The organism is Pseudomonas tremae, from assembly GCF_001401155.1.
In the GTDB taxonomy this organism is placed as follows: domain Bacteria; phylum Pseudomonadota; class Gammaproteobacteria; order Pseudomonadales; family Pseudomonadaceae; genus Aquipseudomonas; species Aquipseudomonas tremae.
Genome location: NZ_LJRO01000072.1, coordinates 1 through 570, shown reverse-complemented (window position 1 = coordinate 570; position 570 = coordinate 1). Strand labels below are relative to the sequence as shown.

Genomic DNA, 570 nt, shown 5'->3' with positions numbered 1-570 from the left:
TCAGGCCAACTGGGCACACGAGCCTATCATAGTCGAAATGCGCAAAAAGACAGCTACTAAGGTGATTTCTTTAGTCTGGGTCGCTGCATATGCAAAGCGTCATACACATAAAGTGGCTAAATGATGTCTCTGCCAGTCTTGCATCAAGACTATTCGGGATATGCTGAAAGCCCCGCTCTGCGAGGCTTTCAGGTTGGCGCAGGGCGCAGCTCTCGGCATTTCAGGCAGCTGCTTTACTGCGTTAAAAAAAATGATTTATTTTGATTTGGTGCAGTTTTCGGCAACCAGTTTCTGCAGTTTTTGCGTCAATGCAGGGGCAGGAGCGCTATCGGTACTGCTCAATGCTTCGATTTCCTGCTGAGAAAACTCCTTGTTCACTATCCGGGCGCTGCAATCGCAATGAGCCTGCGCGGCCTTGGCATCTTGCTTGTGCTGATTCGCCGCAGCGATGCATTCCTGGGTGAACGTGTCTTGCACGGTTTTTTCCATGGCAGCCTGAGCGCCCCAAGGGGCCATGACGGCGGCGCAGGCGAGGAGTGCGGACAGACGGGAAAGCTTCATGGTGTTCTC

General features: G+C 52.5%; 1 protein-coding gene. It reads right to left on the bottom strand.

The annotated features are described in order from the left end of the window. Positions 1–255 precede the first annotated feature (255 nt). Entirely contained in the window at positions 256–561 is a 306-nt protein-coding gene (locus tag ALO43_RS30650) for a hypothetical protein (protein WP_054997170.1), read from the bottom strand. Positions 562–570: the final 9 nt, after the last annotated feature.